14 protein-coding genes are annotated in these 14,923 nt (G+C 71.9%); 9 read left to right on the top strand and 5 right to left on the bottom strand.

All coding sequences use genetic code 11. The features are described 5' to 3' along the window. Window positions 1–814 (bottom strand): DUF5933 domain-containing protein (locus LE181_RS04330; RefSeq protein ID WP_263868437.1); only part of this gene is annotated, 814 nt, incomplete at its 3' end. 239 nt (window positions 815–1,053) lie between these two features. On the opposite strand from LE181_RS04330, the gene LE181_RS04325 reads away from it, so the two are divergent. From LE181_RS04325 to LE181_RS04305, 5 genes are all read left to right on the top strand, one after another. After that, complete coding sequence (locus tag LE181_RS04325) at window positions 1,054–1,236, top strand: hypothetical protein (protein ID WP_225659680.1); 183 nt, start codon at window positions 1,054–1,056, stop codon at window positions 1,234–1,236. Window positions 1,237–1,670: 434 nt separating this feature from the next. Continuing rightward, the gene (locus tag LE181_RS04320) at window positions 1,671–2,147 is read left to right on the top strand and encodes a pyridoxamine 5'-phosphate oxidase family protein (RefSeq protein ID WP_225659678.1); all 477 of its coding nucleotides are present in this window, start codon (window positions 1,671–1,673) and stop codon (window positions 2,145–2,147) included. 87 nt (window positions 2,148–2,234) lie between these two features. Further along, complete coding sequence (locus LE181_RS04315) at window positions 2,235–5,405, top strand: amino acid adenylation domain-containing protein (protein ID WP_225659677.1); 3,171 nt, start codon at window positions 2,235–2,237, stop codon at window positions 5,403–5,405. Next, window positions 5,402–6,625, top strand: a complete 1,224-nt coding sequence (locus LE181_RS04310) for a cytochrome P450 family protein (protein ID WP_225659675.1) — start codon at window positions 5,402–5,404, stop codon at window positions 6,623–6,625. Before LE181_RS04315 ends, LE181_RS04310 begins: the two co-directional genes overlap by 4 nt. Window positions 6,626–6,684: 59 nt before the next feature. Continuing rightward, window positions 6,685–7,911, top strand: a complete 1,227-nt coding sequence (locus LE181_RS04305) for a cytochrome P450 (protein ID WP_225659673.1) — start codon at window positions 6,685–6,687, stop codon at window positions 7,909–7,911. A 114-nt stretch (window positions 7,912–8,025) separates the two neighbouring features. Here LE181_RS04305 and LE181_RS04300 read toward each other — a convergent pair whose 3' ends face one another. Together LE181_RS04300 and LE181_RS04295 are read right to left on the bottom strand one after the other, a co-directional pair. Next, window positions 8,026–8,232 (bottom strand): hypothetical protein, encoded by a 207-nt coding sequence (locus LE181_RS04300; RefSeq protein WP_225659672.1) that lies wholly within the window; start codon window positions 8,230–8,232, stop codon window positions 8,026–8,028. A gap of 107 nt (window positions 8,233–8,339) precedes the next feature. Beyond that, on the bottom strand, window positions 8,340–8,975 hold the full coding sequence (locus tag LE181_RS04295) for a MerR family transcriptional regulator (protein ID WP_225659671.1): 636 nt from the start codon (window positions 8,973–8,975) through the stop codon (window positions 8,340–8,342). 78 nt (window positions 8,976–9,053) lie between these two features. Here LE181_RS04295 and LE181_RS04290 point away from each other — a divergent pair, with 78 nt between their 5' ends. The 3 genes from LE181_RS04290 to LE181_RS04280 all read left to right on the top strand — a co-directional run bounded on the left by LE181_RS04290 (window position 9,054) and on the right by LE181_RS04280 (window position 11,400). Then, entirely contained in the window at window positions 9,054–9,557 is a 504-nt protein-coding gene (locus LE181_RS04290) for a DUF4188 domain-containing protein (RefSeq protein WP_225659669.1), read from the top strand. Between the two features lie 144 nt (window positions 9,558–9,701). Then, the gene (locus LE181_RS04285) at window positions 9,702–10,694 is read left to right on the top strand and encodes a GlxA family transcriptional regulator (protein ID WP_225659667.1); all 993 of its coding nucleotides are present in this window, start codon (window positions 9,702–9,704) and stop codon (window positions 10,692–10,694) included. 82 nt (window positions 10,695–10,776) lie between these two features. Then, window positions 10,777–11,400, top strand: coding sequence for an isochorismatase family protein (locus LE181_RS04280; RefSeq protein WP_225659665.1), 624 nt, complete (start codon window positions 10,777–10,779; stop codon window positions 11,398–11,400). Window positions 11,401–11,522: 122 nt separating this feature from the next. Here LE181_RS04280 and LE181_RS04275 read toward each other — a convergent pair whose 3' ends face one another. After that, window positions 11,523–12,254 carry a dienelactone hydrolase family protein gene (locus tag LE181_RS04275; protein WP_225659664.1) on the bottom strand — a complete coding sequence of 244 codons (732 nt, stop codon included), beginning with the start codon at window positions 12,252–12,254 and terminating at the stop codon, window positions 11,523–11,525. 374 nt (window positions 12,255–12,628) lie between these two features. On the opposite strand from LE181_RS04275, the gene LE181_RS04270 reads away from it, so the two are divergent. Then, window positions 12,629–13,678 carry a hypothetical protein gene (locus LE181_RS04270; RefSeq protein ID WP_225659663.1) on the top strand — a complete coding sequence of 350 codons (1,050 nt, stop codon included), beginning with the start codon at window positions 12,629–12,631 and terminating at the stop codon, window positions 13,676–13,678. A gap of 80 nt (window positions 13,679–13,758) precedes the next feature. Here LE181_RS04270 and LE181_RS04265 read toward each other — a convergent pair whose 3' ends face one another. Beyond that, window positions 13,759–14,760 carry a VOC family protein gene (locus tag LE181_RS04265; RefSeq protein ID WP_225659662.1) on the bottom strand — a complete coding sequence of 334 codons (1,002 nt, stop codon included), beginning with the start codon at window positions 14,758–14,760 and terminating at the stop codon, window positions 13,759–13,761. Between the last annotated feature and the right edge of the window lie 163 nt (window positions 14,761–14,923).

Genomic DNA, 14,923 nt, shown 5'->3' with positions numbered 1-14,923 from the left:
TGTAGATGGCCGGGCCGAGGAGGCCGATCACCAGGAACGTGCGGACCAGGTGGTGGCGCGGGAAGCGGCGTTCGGCCGCCACGTTGCGCAGCTGGTACAGCGCGACGACGACCGCGGCCACCGCGAGCTGGGCGTAGATCAAGCCGAGAACATGGTTGCCGATCGGGCCGGTGGCGTTGAGGATCCGGCCTGCCAGCCACGACGGGTTGCCCAGCGCGTGGTCGGCGGTCGCCACGTACGGGTCGAGCACCGTCGGGCGGGCCTTCGACGTGACGAGGAGCCAGGTGTCGCCGACCTTGCGGCCGGCCCACAGCAGCAGGCCCAGCCCGACGCCCTGCAGCAGCAGGACACGCTCACGGCCGGTGCGGCGCGTGACAGCGATGACCGCACAGCCCAGCATCACCCACAACGCGCCGTTGCCGAAGTAACGGCCGTCGGTCATCTTGGCGTCGACCGCCCACCGCACCAGCACGAAGACGACGTCGATGCCGATCGCGACACCAGCTGCGATGAACCGTTGCCGCCAGGTGAGCACCACCATCATCAACGCCATGCCGGCGTAGAGCGGCCCCGGTTTGGGGGCGAATATCAGCTCTTGCGCCTGGGTGGTGATCGGCCCCGGTACGCCGTAGCGACGCGCGGCGATCTCCAGCGCGATGAGGAATCCGAGGGTCGCCACACCCGCCGTGGCCCACAGGATCGCTCGCGGTTGACGCCACGCGGCGAACTCAGTTCTGCAGCTTATTCGCGAAGACACCCGCCATACTATAGGTATCGATCGTTTGACCGCTTTGTTGGCGTTGGATAAGGACATCACCTTTTGCGCCGAATGGTGCGCCCGGATGCCGGGCGTACCGCCGGCGGTGAGCACGGGGGCATGCCTGAGCATTCCGAGGAACGGACGGATGTCACCGGACCGGCGTATCGGCTGAGTGCCGACGACGAGTGGGATCCTCTGGCGGAAGTGATCGTCGGCGTGGCCCATCGGGCGATGTTTCCCGCCGAGGACCACCTGACGATCCGGTCCACCATGCCGTCGGAGCACTGGCACCGTTGCCCACCGATGTGCACCGGGAGAGCGACGGGCTGCTGGATGCCGCACACCGTGGCGCCCGTGACATGGCCGAGCTGCTCCGCAGTCTCGGCTTCGAAGCGATCCCCTGCCCGTTCCAGCACGTGCAGAGCCTCGGAGGGTCGTTCCCCTGCGCAACGCCCGACATCCGCCGCAGCGCCTGACCACCCCCTGCCGCTCGTGGGCCGTCTACCACGAACGAAGCGCTCGGGCAGCTCGCGCCCTGTGTGATCCGTATCCGGATATCCCGTCGAACCCGTCGAGGTGGCCCGGATCACACAGCGTGATCCGGACACTCCAGTGCGTCGGAAGGCCCCTGCCGCAGAAGAGACGACGGCCGCCCGGCGCGGCACGCCCGCCCCGCTCTCTCCGGCCTCGCGTCGGCTCCTGCCTGCGGTGATCACCGACCCGCACGCCTCGTCCCGCGCCCCGATGAGAAGCGGCTCAAAACCGCCTAAATCATGTGTTTACCAGCTATTCGGTCGGGGATTGATCACTCGCTCTCACGATTGCTCACCAGGACGGCGCCGTAACAGCACCATTCCGGCCGCGACGTCACAGCCACCGAAACAGGAGTCCGAAACGCATGCTGCCCTCCATGCCCCGCCCCGACCGCGAACGCTTCCTCGCCGAACCGCGCGTCGGCGTCCTGGGGGTCACCGACTCCCGGGGCGGCGACCGCGGGCCCCTGATCGTGCCGGTGTGGTACGGCTACGAACCCGGCGGCGACGTCGTCGTCCAGATGGGCCGGGAGACCATCAAGGCGCGGCTCCTGCGCGCCGCCGGCCGGTTCAGCCTCTGCGTGCAGGACGAGGGCCGGCCGTACCGCTACGTCAGCGTCGAGGGGCCCGTCACGGCGATCGAGGATCCGGTCGACCCGGCCGTCCGAGAGGCACTGGCCCGGCGGTACCTCGACCCCGAGGAGGCGGAGGCGTACCTGGCGGCGACCGCCGACCAGCTCAAGGACGACATCGTCTTCCGCATGCGCCCGCAGCACTGGCGCAGCGCCGACTTCGCCGCCTTCGCGGCGGACTTCGCCGAAGCGGGTGCCGGCCAGGAGGGCAGCGCCGGCTGAGCGCCGGGACCTCGTCCGCATCGCCGTACAGACCCCACCGCGCGCGCAGCGCACACCGCACCGAAGCCGCTCAAGCAAGAAGGACTCATGACCGACACCGACGTTTCGTCACGCCTGCTGTTACCCCGCTCCCCGGCTCCGGCCCCGGCCTCCGACCCGTCGCCGACGGCGTCCGGCGCGCCCGCGACCGGCTATCCCCGGGACAGCCGCATTCCCGAGCTCTTCGAGGCGCAGGCCGCGGCACGGCCCGACGCGCCGGCGGCACGGCACGGGGAGCGCACCGTGACCTACGGGCAACTCGACGCCCACGCCGACGCCCTGGCGGCGCGCCTGCTCGCCCGCGGCGTCCGGCCCGGTGACCTCATAGGCGTGTGCGGCAGCCGCTCGCTGGAGGCGCTGGTGGCGCTGCTGGGCATCCTCAAGGCCGGCTGCGCGTACGTACCCCTGGACGACGACCTTCCGCCCGCCCGCCTGCGGGCCATGGCCGAGGACGCGGGCCTGAGTGCCGCGGTCACGCTGCCGGGCAGTACACGTCGCGTGCGAGGTCTACGCGCGTCAGTCGAGATCGGTTCCCTCGATCACCCCGCTGACAACGTTGCCACCGGCGCCGGTCACCCGCGCACCGGCGGCTCCGCGGCCGACTGCGCCTACGTGGCCTTCACCTCCGGGACGACCGGCCGCCCGAAGCCCGTTGCCATACCCCACCGGGGCGTGGTGCGCCTGGTGCTGTCCGACCCCGAACTACCCCCGCCCGCACCGGGCGACGGGGTGCTGCACGCATACGGCCTGTCCTCCGACGCCTCGACGATCGAGATCTGGGGCGCGCTGCTCACCGGAGCCTGCCTGGTCATCGCCGACCGGGAGGAACTCCTCTCCCCCACCGCCCTGGAGCAGCTCTTCCGCGCGCAGGACGTCACCATGGCGTACCTGACGACGAGCGTCTTCCACCTCGTCGCCCGCACCCGTCCCGAGGTGCTGGCCACGCTGCGGTTCGTCTCGGCCGGCGGGGAGGCGATGGACCCGCACCTCGCGAACGCCGTCCTCGCGGCCTGCCCCGGCACCACGGTGGTCAACTTCTACGGCCCGACCGAGAACGCCGTGGTCTCCACGGCCCACGTCGTGCGCCCGCTGCCGGAGGACGCCACGCACGTCCCCCTGGGCCGCACCTTCGGCGCCTCCACGTGCCACGTCCTGCGGGCCGACGGCTCGGTCGCGGAGCCGGGCGAGGAAGGGGAGCTGTACGTCGGCGGGGACGGACTGGCCCTGGGCTACCTCGGCGACCCGGAACTGACCGCCGAACGGTTCGTCCCGGTGCCCGCCGTGGAGCCGGGCGGCCTGCTGTACCGGACCGGCGACCGGGCCGTACGGACCGCCGACGGCCTGCTGGAATACCGCGGACGCCTCGACCGCCAGGTCAAACTGCGCGGCGCGCGCGTGGAGCTCGACGAGGTGGAGGCCCGATTACGGTCCCACCCCGAGGTCGGCGAAGCCGTCGTCGAGGTCGAGTCGGCTGCCCTGACCGCCTACGTCACCCCCGCCGTCCCCGGCAGCCCTCTGCCGCTGGCCGCCCTGCGCGCGTACTGCGCCCAGTGGCTGCCCTCTCAGGCCGTCCCCGCGCTGGTGCCCCTGGACCACTTCCCGGTGACCAGCGGCGGCAAGGTCGACCGCACCCGCCTGAAGTCCACCGCACCACTGGCCGACCGCGGCCACGGCGACAGCGACGCGACGGGCGGGCAGGACACCGAGGAGGCGGACGAGCCGAAGATCGAGGGCCTGCTCGACGTCCTCACCGAGGTGTGGCAGCAGGTACTGCGCGTCCGCCCGCAGCCCCATGACGACTTCTTCCTCCTCGGCGGCGACTCCCTGCTCGCCTCTGAGGCCGTCACCCGCACCCTCGCCGTGCTCAGCCTCGACGCCGCCCTGGGCTCCACCCTGATCAGGGCCCTGCTGGCCACACCCACGCTGGACGGCTTCACCGCCGCCGTACGCGAGGCCCGGGGCGGCTTCGGCAGCACGGCAGGACAGGAACCGGTCGTCGACTTCGTCCGGGAGAGCGAACTCGGCTTCACCCTCCCGCCCGCCGAAGGCCCCGCTCCCCGCCCGCAGGACCCGAAGGACGTGCTGCTCACGGGCGCTTCCGGGTTCGTCGGAGTGTTCCTGCTGCACCGTCTGCTGCGCTCGACGGCCGCCCGCGTCCACTGCCCCGTACGGGCGACGGGCCCGGCACACGCCGAGCAGCGGGTGCGCACCGCGCTCGCCCGCTACGGACTCCACCTCGACGAGGCCGAGTGGCGGCGTGTCGAGTGCTTCCCCGGCGACCTGACCCAGCCGCGCCTGGGGCTGGAGACCGGCCACGCCGACGCACTGGCCCGCCGGCTGGACCTCATCGTGCACAACGGCGCGCAGGTCAACTTCCTCTACCCCTACGAGCAACTGCGGCCGGCGAACGTCGACGGAACCCGCGAGGTCATCCGCATCGCGGCGCCCCGCCGCGTCCCGGTGCACTTCATCTCGACGGTCGCCGTCGTCGCCGGATTCGGCACCGCCGGGGTGCACGAGGTGGACGAGGACCTGCCCCTTGCCCACGCGGACGGGCTCACCATGGGCTACGCCGAGAGCAAGTGGGTCGCCGAGGGCGTGCTGCAGCAAGCCGCCGCACAGGGCCTGCCGGTGGCCGTGTACCGGCCGTACGAGGTGACGGGCGACCGGGTGCACGGCGTGTGCAACACCGAGACGGCCATCTGCTCGCTGTTCAAGACGATCGCCGAGACGGGACTGGCCCCCGGCATCGAGCTGCCGATGGACTTCGTCCCCGTCGACCACCTCGCCGAGTCCGTGGTCCACATCGCCACGCACCGGCCGGCCGACGGCCGGGTCCACCATCTCACCAACCCCCGCCCGGCGATGCTGTCGGACGTCCTCGACCGGATGCGCACGGCGGGCTTCACCCTGCGCACGCTGCCGTACGACCGGTGGGTCGGCGAGCTGGTGCGTTACGTCGCCGAGAACCCGACGAGCGCCACGGCACCGTTCGTGTCCCTGTGCGTCGACCGCAGCCGCAACGCCGACATGTCCGTCAAGGAGATGTACCTCAAGGACACCTTCCCGGTCCTGGGACGGCGCAACGCCGAGGAGGCGCTGGCCGGCAGCGGGCTGCACTGCCCACCGGTGGACTCCGCGCTGCTGGACCGGTACCTGGAGCACTTCTTCACCACCGGCTACCTCGCACGCCCCACGGGATCGGAGCACGCCGCATGAACCGGCCCGAAGCCCCCGAAGCCATCGTCCCGGTCCCGGAGGTCGAGCCGGGTACCGCCGGACCGCCGTGCGCCTACGCCCGCCTGCGGGCCGAAGCCCCCGTCGTCAAGGCGCAGCTCCCCAACGGTGAGACGGGCTGGCTCATCAGCCGCTACGAGGACGCGCGCGCCGCGTTCGCCGACCCCCGGCTCGTACGGCCCCTGATGTCGGCCTGGCCGCCCCGTGAGGGGGACGACGCACCGCCGCCGTGCCTGCCGACCTTCCTGGAGATGACCGGCGCGCATCACGAGCGCGTGCGCCGTGCCGTCCTGCCGATGTTCGGCCGGAAACGGCTGGAGTTCATGGCTCCCCGGATCCGGACGATGGCCGGGGAACTCGTCGACGCGATGGTCGCCGGGTCGGACGACGGAACGGCGGACCTCATCTCCTCGTACGCCGATCCGCTGCCGCTGCGCGTGCTGTGCGAGACCACCGGGCTGCCATACGAGGACCGTGGGATCTACCTGCCGCACACCCTCGCGCTCCTCAGCGCCGCCGGGCTGACGATGGAGGAGGTGCTCGCGGCGCTGTACGCGCTGCAGGACTACGCCGAGGAGCTCATCTCCCGCAAGGAGAAGGACGCCGACGGCGGCGAGGACTACATCCGGCTGCTCCTGGCCGAGGCACGCCGCCCGGGCGCGGGGCTCACCCGGGACGACGTCGTCAGCTTCGTCGTCACCATGCTCATGGCCGGCTACAAGACCAACATCCAGCACACCGGCAACGCCCTGCTCGCACTGCTCACCCACCCCGAGCAGTTGCAGAGGCTGCGTGAGGCGCCCGGGACGATCGGCACCGCGGTGGAGGAACTGCTGCGGTACGTACCGCTGATGAACGCCATCAACATCCTCGTCGCGACGGAGGACTTCACCCTGCACGGGCAACACATCCGTGCGGGCGACGCGGTCGTCCCGGTCCCGGCGTCCGCCAACCGCGACCCGGAGGCGTTCGCCGATCCCGACCGTCTCGACCTGACGCGCACGCCCAACGCGCACGTGGCGTTCGGGCACGGCCCGCACGCGTGCACGGGCGGGCACCTGACCCGTATGCAGCTCGCGATCGCCATCGAGGTGCTGCTGGAACGGCTTCCCGGCATCGAGCTCGCGGAGCCGGCGGAGTCCCTCCCCTGGGACGAGTCCACCCCGCTGCGCGCACCGGCCCGGCTGCCCGTGCGCTGGTGACGGCCGCCCCGCCCGACGCACCGTACGCGACATCGATCCATAAGAGAGGCCCGCACCCCATGACCACACCTCACGCACCCGCGTCCGCGGAAGCCCCGCACGAAGCGCCCCTCCCCCACTATCCCTTCAGCACCCGGGGTGACCGGCTCGCGCCCGAACTCACCGAACTGCGCGGCCGCTGCCCCGTGGCCCGGGTCAGCACCAACTCCGGCGACGAGGCGTGGCTGGTCACCGGCTACGAGCTGACGCAGCACGTGCTGCGGGACCGCGCCTTCGCCCGATCGGTGCTGGCCGAGGCGGACAGCCCGGGCCAGGACGCCCCGATCCTGGCGCCCGAACTGCTCGACGCCATGAACCACCTGCAGAAGGCCGGCCTGCGCGACGAGGTGCTCCAGGCCCTCGGCCGCAACCAGCCCGAGCTGCCCGCCGACTGGGTCGAAGGCGTGACCCACGAGGGCCTGGACGCGATGGTCCGGGAAGGAAGCCCCGGTGACCTGCAGCGCCACTTCGCGGAGTGGGTCGCCGGCCAGTGCATGATGCGGCTCCTCGGCCTGCCCTTCGAGGACCACGCCTGGCTCGCCGTACGGGCCGACCTGGACCTGACCATGGTCACGCCCACGCACGAGGAACTCGCCCGCAACTGGGAGGAGATCCGCGTGTACATGCACGCACACATGGCGGCTCGCCGCCCCGGCGAGCCGCGCGGCCTGGCGGACCGTCTCGCCGACCTCAATGCCGGGCACAAGGGGCTGACGGACGAGCAGCTGTCGAACATCGTGTCCGTCCTCTTCGTCAGCGGCTACGAGGACTTCGCGAGCTTCCTGGGCGTCGCGGCCTTCAACCTCCTGCAGCGCCCCGACGTCATGAGCGCGGTCCGCGCCCGTCCGGAGACGATGCCGCAGTGCGTCGAAGAGCTCCTGCGCTGCAGCGTCGTCCTGGGCAACGCGATCCCCCGCTTCGTCACCCGGGACGCGCGGCTCGGGGACGCGGAGGTGAAGGAGGGCGACATGATCCTTCTCTCCCTGGACGCGGTCAACTACGACCCCGCCGCGTTCTCCGACCCCGAGGACTTCGATCCCGCCCGCTCCCCCAACCCGCACCTGCGCTTCGGCTACGGCCGCCACCACTGCCCCGGCGCCCATCTGGTCCGCCGCCAGTCCGACGTCGCCTTCCGCGTCCTCCTCGACCGCCTCCCCGGAATCCGCCTCGCCGTACCCCCCGCGGAGGTCCCCTGGCACCCCAATCGCATGGCCATCATGGCGGCGGCGCTGCCTGTGACCTGGTGAGTCCCGCCAGAAGGTGACCCTCGGAACGGGCCCTGGGTGAGGGCGACGGAGTCCGGGCCCTGACCGCGGGCGGCGCGGTCAGGGGCATGACGCCGTGGATCCGCCGCTGCGGTGTCATGTCGCTAAGCTCCCGGGCGCGTTCCTGGGATGCGGCCCGGGCCGAGGTTGAGGTAGAGGCCCCTCGTCGAAGTCGCAGCGGTGGGTGCGCGTGAGTTCTCCGCGTGCGTCGAGCCCGTAGGGCTCGTCAGCCTGCCGGGCCGTGCGGTTCCGGCCGCCGGCCCGGCGCCAGGCTTCCAGGACCGTGCAGTGGTAGCCGCGCAAGGAGAGTTCGTAGGCCGCCGTGAGGCCGGCGACGTTCCGCGCCCAGGGTGAGCACCTTCAGCTGTTCCTCGCGGCAACGGGTGGGCGCCCTGCCTACGTTGCGGCATTCAGAAGCGCCGGGCCGATTCCTCCGAGTGAGCGATGCGCCGCAGGCTCAGCAGCACCGGTTCGTACAGCACCGTAAGCGCGACGGCCGCCTCGATCTGCCCGGCCGGGGTCGGCTGCTCCTCGATCAGGTCCAGGTCGCTGACCGCCAGTTGCGCCGCCAGCTGCCCGTACGGCAGCAACTGCTCGACGCCGCAGGGGTAGCCGAGCCGCACCAGCGCGGCGACCGAGTCGACGAGCCGCCGACGGGCGGGGTTGACCATGTCCTTGTCGGGGTCGGAGGACCAGCCCAGCCGCTCCAGCAGCGTCTCCACCGAGCGGCGGGCGGTCTCCACTGCCGGGTCGTCCTCGGCCACCTCTTCAGCGCAGGGTAGCGCCCGGGTCGCCGCACCCAGCCGCAGGTGGTGGTCCAGCGACTCGTCCTCCGCGGCGGCGATCACCTCGCGCGCGGCGGCCACCGGAACCCCGCCGATCTGGATCAGCGCCCGCACCAGGCGCAGCCGCCGCAGGTGATCCTCCCCGTACTCGGCCTGGGTGGCGGAGATCCGGCGCCCGGGCTGGAGCAGCCCTTCGCGCAGGTAGTACTTGATCGTGGCGGTGGACACACCGCTGCGCTCGCTCAGCTCCGCCAGTCGCATGCTCTTGCGCCTTTCCTTGGACAGTGGCACTATCCAAGCATGGATAGCGACGCTATCCAATACGGAACGGGGAACCTCATGGGTAGTGCACCGATGTCCGAGCGACGGGTCACGGCCGCCGCGGAGGGCGACGTCGTCGTCTTCCTCATCGGGATGCGGATCAACCGCTGGCGGGCCGTACGCCACTGGCTGCCGACCCTGGCCGCGATGCCGCGCATGCTCAAGGAGCTCTCGCAGGACGACGACAGCGGGCTGCTGGGTCTCCGGGCGCTGGGCGGCGGTCGCCGCGTATTCGGCGTCGTGCAGTACTGGGAGTCGCGCGAGAAGCTGCTCGCCTACGCCTCCGACCAGAGCGGGCAGCACCGCCCCGCGTGGGCGGCGTTCAACCGCCGCGTGCGGGACAGCAAGGGCGGCGTGGGGATCTGGCACGAGACGTACGTCGTCCCGGCCGGTTCGTACGAGTCGGTCTACGTCGACATGCCGCCGACCGGTCTGGGGGCGGCATGGGGGGTCGAGCCCGTGGGCCGGCGCGGCGAGCGGGCGGCGCAGCGGCTGGCGAGCGGGGCCGTTCAGAAGGCGTGATGTCCGGTGTGCCGGGGAGCGCGCTGGCGATGGGGACAAGGCTGCTCGTCGGTGACGGGAGCGTCGCGCCGGACCCGGCCGCATGTCTGGATGTGACAGATAGCCGTCATTGCCGTCATGGGCGGTGGGGTTGAGGATGACCTCATGCCCCTTTCGCACCGTGTCGTCATCGCGGTTTTCCCCGATGTCGATCTCCTCGACGTCACCGGCCCGGCCGAGGTCTTCGCGCTGGCCAACCGGGAGACGGCGGGCCGCGCCGGCTACCAGGTCCGCCTCGCCGGGCCGGTCGCCGGTGAGGTGCGGACGTCGGCGGGCGTGCGGCTGCTGGCCGATCTGGCCTTCGACGAGGTCGGCGGGCGCGTGGACACTCTGCTGGTGCCCGGTGCGGTCGACATGACCGAGGACGGCCCGTCGGCCAGGATCGACGCCGATGTCGTGGCCTGGGTGAAGGAGACCGCTGCGCACGCCCGGCGGGTGGCGTCGGTGTGCGTGGGCGCGCACGTGCTGGCGGCGGCCGGGCTGCTGGACGGGAAGACGGCGACCACGCACTGGTCGACGGCCGCCCAGCTCGCCGCCGACCATCCGGCCGTCAGGGTGGACCCGGACCCCATCTTCGTACGCGCCGACCGCGGCCGGCTGTGGACGGGAGCCGGAATCAGCGCCTGCCTGGACCTCGCGCTCGCGCTGGTGGCCGAGGACCTGGGCGAGGACGTAGCCCTGTCGGTGGCCCGGCACCTGGTGATGTACCTCAAGCGGCAGGGCGGGCAGAGCCAGTTCTCCGTGCCGCTCAGCCGGCCCGCCTCCGCCCGCCGTGACATCGACGAGCTGCGGCTGTGGATCGCCGACCACCTCGACGAGGACCTGTCCGCGGGAGTGCTGGCGGCCCGGATGTGCCTGAGTGAGCGCCACTTCGCCCGGGTCTTCACACGGGAGACCGGCACCAGTCCCGCCGCCTACGTCGAAGCCGCCCGGGTCGAAGTGGCCCGGCGCCTGCTGGAGACCGGCGACAGCCCGCTCGACCAGGTCGCGGCCGCGGCCGGACTCGGCTCCGTGGAGTCCCTGCACCGGGCGTTCAAACGGCAGCTCGCCATCACCCCGGCCGCCTACCGCCGCCGCTTCCGCACCCAGTCCGCCTGACCCCCTCCCCCCCACCGATAACCCCCTGCGCAGGCCAGGCGGGTAGCCCCGCCATGCCTGATTCCCTCATGAAAGGTTTCCCATGAACAGCAATCAGCCCTCCGCAACCCTGCGCGACGTCATCGGTCTGGACAACCAGCCGCCCAGGCTGAGTGACTCCGTTCTGATCATGATCGACTTCCAGAACACCTACCGGACCGGTGTCATGGCCCTGGAAGGCGCCGAGGAAGCGCTCGCAGCCGGCGCCCGTCTCCTCGCGCGCGCACGCGGCGCGGGCATACCCGTCATCCACGTCATCAACGACGGCGGCGAGAACACCCCCTATGACGTCCGCGCCCGCATCGGCGCCATCAGCGACGAAGTCGCCCCGGCGGACGGCGAGGCAGTGGTGGTCAAGCAGTTCCCCAACGCCTTCCACCTCACCGGCCTGGAGAAGACCCTGACCGACCTGGGCGCCTCTCCGGGCGGAGGCAAGGACCTGGTCATCGGCGGCTTCATGACCCACATGTGCGTCAGCTACACAGCGCAGGGGGCCTTCAACCTCGGTTACCGCCCCACCGTCGTCGCCGAGGCCACCGCCACCCGCGCCCTCTCCGCACCCGACGGCACACCCCTGTCCGCGGCCGCCCTCCAGACCGCCGCCCTGACCACCATCACCGACCTGTTCGGCACTGTCGTCCCCACGGTCGACGCCCTCCCCGCCTGATTCCGGACCCAGCCCAGCCGTGCGCGACAGCGCGAGGACGGCCGACCGCAGTGCAACGCGCCGATGGGACGGTCCCCATCGGCGCGTCGTGCACCGCACGTGGTGGTGTCAGCTGCCAGCTGTCAGCCGAGGTGTCGGGTGAAGAACCGCAGCGTGCTGTCCAGCTCGAACGCCGGGATCTCCGCGTGCTTGCCGGGGTTGGCGTGCAGCGTCTTCTCGGGTGAGGCCAGGGCGTCGAACAGTGCCAGGCTCTGGGCCCGCGGCACCCGCTCGTCGTCCCACTGCACCAGGAACTCCACCGGGACGGTGACCCGCGCGGCGGCCTCGGCCGATGCCGGCGCCCCGCCCAGGCCCAGCACCGCCGCGCGGACCCGGGGTTCGGCGGCAACGAACGGAACGCCGAGTCCGCAGCCCAACGACACGCCCCAATAGCCGACCGGGCCGGCGCCGACGTGCTCACGTTCCTGGACCGCGTCCAGGACCGCCCGCCATTCGGGGACGGTCTGGCGAGCCACGAGCGCCTGGAAGCCGGCGAGCAGCGGAGCCAGCTCCTCTCCGGCGTCCACGCGAGCCTGGTTCTCGGTCGCGATCCGGTCGTACTCCTCGTCCTTCGGCCGGTCACCATGGCCGGGTACGTCGACCGCCACCACCGCGAAACCGCACTCGGCCACAAAACGGCGCGCACGGGCCACGACGCCGGGAGCCTTCTTGTGCTGGCCGCCGCCGTGCCCCATCACGATCAGGGGACGAGTGCCGGTGGCGCCTTCGGGCGTCCACAGCACACCGGGAATCTCACCGAGGGTAAAGAGCTGTTCGCAGACGCCGTCGGACGACGACTCAGAGATGAAGCGCATAGCGTATCAAGCCTTTCGGGATGCCTTCTGCGGGCACTCCCTAGGCCATGCGAAGGAGGGAGTCCCGACATGTCACAGCGTTGATCGGTCTCACCTCCTCGGTTGGCAACAGCGCACGGCGGCGCCGAAATTATCACACGAAGCCCGGTGCCGGGGCCGCCTGAGCGGCCGTCCGCTCGCGGCGCCGAAAAGCGTTGCCCTTCCCGTCCGCGTCTTGAGGCTTCGGCCGACGGCCTGCCGGCACCCCGGCGGGGGCAGGGGGTGGCGCGCCCACCCCGTCCGCCCAGCCAGTCCCACTGTCAGCACGCTGTGTCATTATGCGGACGCGTCCCAGGGGAGTGGGCCGCGGACTGTTGATCGCCAGGGGGTTGAGGATGGGCACGGGTACCGAGCCGGACGGCTCGTCCAGGTCCGACGAGGAGTGGGAGCGGTTTCTGCGCGAGTCGGTGGCGGGTGTCGCCGACGCGCCCAAGGAGCCGTCGGCGCGGGCCCGCGATGTGGCGAAGCGGCTCCGCGCGGAGCCCGGCGCCGGCCTGGAGGGCTGGCGCAGCTACACCCCCGCACGGCCCAAGCGGCGCACGGGCTGGTACGTGGTCGGGCTGCTGGCCTCGCTGGTGCTGCTGGTGGTGGCGCTCGCGCCGGGGCGGATAGTGGACCTGTTCGCCGGTGCCGACTCTCCGGCGGAGGCGACCCAACGTCCCACCATGGACGAGCCGTTCCGGGGCTCGCCGGCGGCGAGCTGGGCGAGCGGAGCGGCTGGGATCACCGTGCCGGAGGCCCGGGCGGTCGGCTGGATGAGCGCGGCCGAGGTCGAGCAGGCCCTCGCCCGCAGCCGGGACTTCCTCGTCGCATCCGGCCTGGACCGCGGGGTGCTGCAGGGTGAGAGCCCCGAGAAGGCGATCGCACTGATCAACCCGCACCAGAAGGACGTCCAGGACCTTCTGAAAACCGCTTTCCGGACGCCGAGCGAGAAGAACGACCCCCTTCTCCTCTTCAGCCGCTTCCAGCCCTCCCGCACCCGCCTGGTCGGCGACGTCGTGAAGACCCGGGGCCAGCTCACCTACCGGGAGGGCGAGCGCGGCGCGCTCCAGGTGACCGCCGACGTCACCTTCGTCTACCCGGTCACCCGTGCGGACGCGGGCGGCGACGAGATCGTGCGCACGATCGTCCGGCGCGAACTGGTCCTGAGCTGGGACGACCCTGCCGAGGTGATCACCGAGCCGGGCACGTTCTCGATCGTCTCGCACAAGTACCACATGACCAACGGCGGCTGCGGCGCCCTCACCGGCTACTTCACCCCGCCTTTCGGCACGGACCGCCGGGCGGACGGAGCCGGCAGGGAGGTCGACCCGTACGACCGCAGCGCGCCGGTCGGGCGGGGCGAGTCCTCTGGGGACGAGTGCGGGAAGGCGACGCGGTCCTAGCGGGCGTTACCCGGCGGAGGCCACCTCGTCCCCGAGGGCGATGAACATCCAGCCGCCGGTCCGCTCCCGGCGCCGTCGCCTCACGCAGCTGCCGCCGGTGGAGCAGCCTGGCGGAAGACGACAGCGGTGCCGAGCGCGGCGTCGGCCGGTACGAAGATGTCGCCGGAGGGGGCCTCGCGCAGGGGCAGTCCGTTGCGGTGCAGCAGGGCGTGGGTATGGGCCAGGTCGCGTACGGCGACGGTGCAGCCGACGAGCGCCGGGAGTGCAGGGGGCCGTTCCCCCGGCAGGAGGGTCGCGAGGCCGGAGTCGGGCACGAGGGTCAGGGCGGCACCGTCGAGATCGAGGATGCGGGCCGGTCCCTCGGGCCGTGACGGCCGGCCGAGGTAGGTCTCGTACCGCTGCTGAACCGTGGCCAGTTCCCGGTCCGCGACGCAGAGCACGGCCTCGACGAGGCCGACGGCGCCGTTGGGGTGGTCGAGGTGGCGGGCGCCCTGGACGTCCGGGTCCAGGTCGGCGACGACGCCGACCCGTCCCCCGGCAACGGAACCCTGCGCGGCGCCGGGCCCGTCGCCGTCGAGCTCCAGATAACGGACGGTCTCCACCGGCGTTGCCGCGCCCGGCGGCGCGGCACGTCGCACGGTGTTCACCCCGCCGTGGCGCACACCGGCGGCGGTCAGTCTCGCGGCGGCGGCATCGATGTCCGGCGAGGAGAACATGAGGATGTGCAGACCTTCGAAGCGGTTCAGGCACGCCGCCAGGTTGGCGGTGGTCTCGCTGATCCGTTGCACGAGCCGGGGCATCAGCTCGGCCGGCGCCTGCAGGGGCACGAGGCGTGTGCCGGCCGGTAGGCGGTCGGTGTCGCCGTCCTCGACACAGGTCGCGAGTTCGAGGAAGGAACGCGGGAAGTCGGCGTGGGTGTTGGCGGCGCCGAAGGGCTCGGGTACAGCGCCTTCGCGGAGGGACATCGCGGGGCAACTGGGCGGTGGTACGACGAAGCCCAGCCGCTCGTAGAGGAGGAGCGCCTGCGCCAGGTCGTCGACGATGTGACCGACGTGGTGCAGGCGAACGATGTCGTGTCCCATGGCCGCCACCGTAGAGAGGGCTCGACGCGGCGGGCAAGGCGTGAGGCACACGACGGCAACGGTGACCGTGAGGCGAAAGGCACCGCGCCGGCGCCGAGTTCCTCGCCTGGTCCGCCGTCCACGGCCTCGGCGCCTTGGCTTTGGCCAGCGATCTTCGGTCATG

This window comes from Streptomyces sichuanensis (genome assembly GCF_020328095.1).
GTDB classification, from domain to species: domain Bacteria; phylum Actinomycetota; class Actinomycetes; order Streptomycetales; family Streptomycetaceae; genus Streptomyces; species Streptomyces cinnamoneus.
The sequence above is the reverse complement of the archived record's forward strand: the minus strand, read 5'-3'. Positions and strand labels throughout refer to the sequence as shown.

Bases quoted from the DNA above. Each gene is read 5' to 3' on its own strand.
- LE181_RS04280 (WP_225659665.1), top strand. From the start codon at position 10,777: ATGAACAGCAATCAGCCCTCCGCAACCCTGCGCGACGTCATCGGTCTG.
- LE181_RS04310 (WP_225659675.1), top strand. From the start codon at position 5,402: ATGAACCGGCCCGAAGCCCCCGAAGCCATCGTCCCGGTCCCGGAGGTC.
- LE181_RS04315 (WP_225659677.1), top strand. From the start codon at position 2,235: ATGACCGACACCGACGTTTCGTCACGCCTGCTGTTACCCCGCTCCCCG.
- LE181_RS04275 (WP_225659664.1), bottom strand. From the start codon at position 12,254: ATGCGCTTCATCTCTGAGTCGTCGTCCGACGGCGTCTGCGAACAGCTC.
- LE181_RS04285 (WP_225659667.1), top strand. From the start codon at position 9,702: ATGCCCCTTTCGCACCGTGTCGTCATCGCGGTTTTCCCCGATGTCGAT.
- LE181_RS04270 (WP_225659663.1), top strand. From the start codon at position 12,629: ATGGGCACGGGTACCGAGCCGGACGGCTCGTCCAGGTCCGACGAGGAG.
- LE181_RS04265 (WP_225659662.1), bottom strand. From the start codon at position 14,760: ATGGGACACGACATCGTTCGCCTGCACCACGTCGGTCACATCGTCGAC.
- LE181_RS04320 (WP_225659678.1), top strand. From the start codon at position 1,671: ATGCCCCGCCCCGACCGCGAACGCTTCCTCGCCGAACCGCGCGTCGGC.
- LE181_RS04290 (WP_225659669.1), top strand. From the start codon at position 9,054: ATGGGTAGTGCACCGATGTCCGAGCGACGGGTCACGGCCGCCGCGGAG.
- LE181_RS04295 (WP_225659671.1), bottom strand. From the start codon at position 8,975: ATGCGACTGGCGGAGCTGAGCGAGCGCAGCGGTGTGTCCACCGCCACG.
- LE181_RS04305 (WP_225659673.1), top strand. From the start codon at position 6,685: ATGACCACACCTCACGCACCCGCGTCCGCGGAAGCCCCGCACGAAGCG.